The sequence below is a fragment of the Candidatus Salinivivens marinus genome (assembly GCF_965655845.1).
Taxonomy (GTDB): Bacteria; Pseudomonadota; Alphaproteobacteria; order Rhodobacterales; family Rhodobacteraceae; genus Salinivivens; species Salinivivens marinus.
On sequence record NZ_CBFHHX010000007.1, the window covers coordinates 154,265 to 156,626 of the forward strand.

A 2,362-nucleotide genomic window follows, 5' to 3' on the forward strand; every position below is an offset into this window, starting at 1 on the left:
AGTACCATTAGAAGACACAATTTCATCTTTCAAAGCAGTAGTTAATGGCGATTATGATCATCTACCAGAAGGCGCTTTTTATATGGTCGGTGGAATAGATGAAGTAATTGCAAAAGCAGAAAAAATGGCTGCGGAGGCAGCATAGATACCTAGGGAATTATTGTAAAAACAATGCAAGTAGATGTAGTCAGTCCAGAAAAGCTTTTGTTCTCTTCAGAGGCAGTATCGGTAGAGATCCCGGGTTCGGATGGGGATATGACAGCCATGGCTAATCATGCTCCATTAATAACAACACTTCGCCCTGGCATTTTACGCGTGGTTCAAGAAAAGGGTGCCAGTGAGTATGTGGTAACTGGCGGTTTTGCAGAATTAGGTGAAACTGTATCGGTTCTGGCGGAGAAAGCCGTTTTGAAAGCTGATTTTGATAGAGAAATGTTTGACGAGCTTGTTACAGCAGCACAGACGGCGCTGGACTCAGCAAGAGCTAATATGGCTGGCGATGCAGTTGATATGGCATCAAAATCTTTATCTGATTTTAATATCTTGGGTGAAAACCTAGGATTTAAATAGTTTTATCGTCGAGCAATCATTGCCACTCGAATTAAAACTCTTTCTGTAATTGCGAGAGAGGGGTAACGGCTGGTCGCCGACCTTAAATCTAAATCGAGCTCAACAAGAGAAGATAGAGCTATCTTTAAAGTTTCTTCGTTCCACAGTTTTAGTTGGTTTATAATAGCATTACGCTTAGGGCCGAATATAGGAGGCTTATAACTTGAAATTGCCTCTAGTGAAGTTCCTGCATGGTTTTTAAGATTTAGCAGCATTTTGAAATGCCGTTGAAATGAAAGACACAGCGTAACAGGCTGAACGCCTTGTGCCTCAAGTCGATTCAAAATATGATTAATTTTGTTAGTGTTCCCATCTGATACTGCATGAATTATCTCTTCTATATTGGCCTCAGCAGAAATTGGAATGCACATAGAAATGTCTTTTGCGGTTAGTGGAGATTTATCGCTTAATTTATACAGGTAAATTTTTTCAAGCGTATTACGAAAGTCTCCAGGCTCTAACTCTTTTGAAAGATTATACAGGGCTTCCATAATGCTTGGATCATTTATTTGGATACTAGCTCTCGTTAATTCTGTTTTAATTTCCATCTCGGTTAATGGATTATCGTAAATCGGTGCAGCTAATGTATTTTGAAAAGTTTCAAAGGCTTTTCTTAACTGAGAGGTCGGCCTTAATAGTCCACTGGTAACTACGATGTGTGCATCAGTTTTATTCCATGCTTCAATGCATTCAATAATAATCTTTGATGTTTTATCGGAGGTATTTTCAATCAATATAGCACGTTGGCCGGGGAAGAAGCCGACTGACTTTACAGCATCAAAAACAGCTGTACGATCTTTAAGAATGTCGTCTCCGATAAATCTAGTTAATCGCATTTCCTGTTCAGCATTTGGACCCAGTAGGTTTTCTAAATACTCTTGACGCTTCAATGCCACTCGCATTGTGTCAGATCCGTAAAAAAGAACTGCAGCTAGAGTTGGATCAGGTTTTTCTACAAGCTTCGAAAGTTCTCTTGGATTAAGTTTCATTGTTCATAATCTTAGAACTAAGTAATTCGTCAACTATTCTATCTCCAAGTAACACCATCAAACGTTTGTAGGCGTCGCGTTCGGAGGCTTGGTCAGTTACTGCCAATATCGCGTCTGAGTAGCCAAGGCTATCCTTTACGCTCGAACTCAATAGGATTGTATCTTTTTCTCTATGATGTAAACTAAATTTTACTTCACCTAGAATGCGAATTCGATATGCTTTTCCATCAAAAGATAATGCAGTTCGTTTGGTTTCCGTAAATAGTTCGTATTCTAAGAAAAACTCTGCATCCTCGGCATCCCCAATCCGTGACGCTAAATAACGGTTTAAGCGGAACTCGTTACTTGTTATCGGTTCCCTTAAATCTACTCTTTGCCACAGAATTTTTATTTTATTGTCTTTAGCTATCCAAGCCGGTTCAAAAGCACAACTAGCTATTAACACGCTAAATAGTAAAGCAAGAAGATAATTTTGTTTATTAAACGACAACATTTACAATTCGTCCTGGCACTACAATTATTTTTTTAGGTGTATTGCCATTCAATGCTTTAACGACAGCTTCACAGCGAAGAGTAATTTTTTCTATTTCGACAAGATCAGTGTCCTGTGGAACAGTAATCTCTGTTCGTCGCTTACCATTAATTTGTATAGGTAGGGTTATCTCATCATCAATCAAAAAATTTGGATCAGCTTTTGGCCAATCGGCAGAAACGACAAGACCTTCTCCACCTAAGTCCGCCCACAGCTCTTCCGCTAAATGGGG

At 39.2% G+C, this 2,362-nt stretch carries 4 protein-coding genes and 1 pseudogene; 2 read left to right on the forward strand and 3 right to left on the reverse strand.

What is annotated here, in order from left to right; genetic code table 11:
• Both ACTF5Q_RS08185 and atpC read left to right on the forward strand, forming a co-directional pair.
• Positions 1-145 (forward strand): annotated as a pseudogene (locus ACTF5Q_RS08185) (F0F1 ATP synthase subunit beta); the annotation flags it as partial.
• A 26-nt stretch (positions 146-171) separates the two neighbouring features.
• Positions 172-570, forward strand: coding sequence for an ATP synthase F1 subunit epsilon (gene atpC, locus ACTF5Q_RS08190; RefSeq protein WP_438954137.1), 399 nt, complete (start codon positions 172-174; stop codon positions 568-570).
• Between the two features lie 2 nt (positions 571-572).
• On the opposite strand, the gene holA is transcribed toward atpC, so the two are convergent.
• From holA to ACTF5Q_RS08205, 3 genes are all read right to left on the reverse strand, one after another.
• Complete coding sequence (gene holA / locus ACTF5Q_RS08195) at positions 573-1,598, reverse strand: DNA polymerase III subunit delta (RefSeq protein WP_438954138.1); 1,026 nt, start codon at positions 1,596-1,598, stop codon at positions 573-575.
• Entirely contained in the window at positions 1,588-2,091 is a 504-nt protein-coding gene (locus ACTF5Q_RS08200; RefSeq protein WP_438954139.1) for a hypothetical protein, read from the reverse strand. Before ACTF5Q_RS08200 ends, holA begins: the two co-directional genes overlap by 11 nt.
• A partial coding sequence (locus tag ACTF5Q_RS08205) for a class I tRNA ligase family protein (protein ID WP_438954140.1) occupies positions 2,078-2,362 on the reverse strand: 285 nt, incomplete at its 5' end. The genes ACTF5Q_RS08200 and ACTF5Q_RS08205, both read right to left, overlap by 14 nt.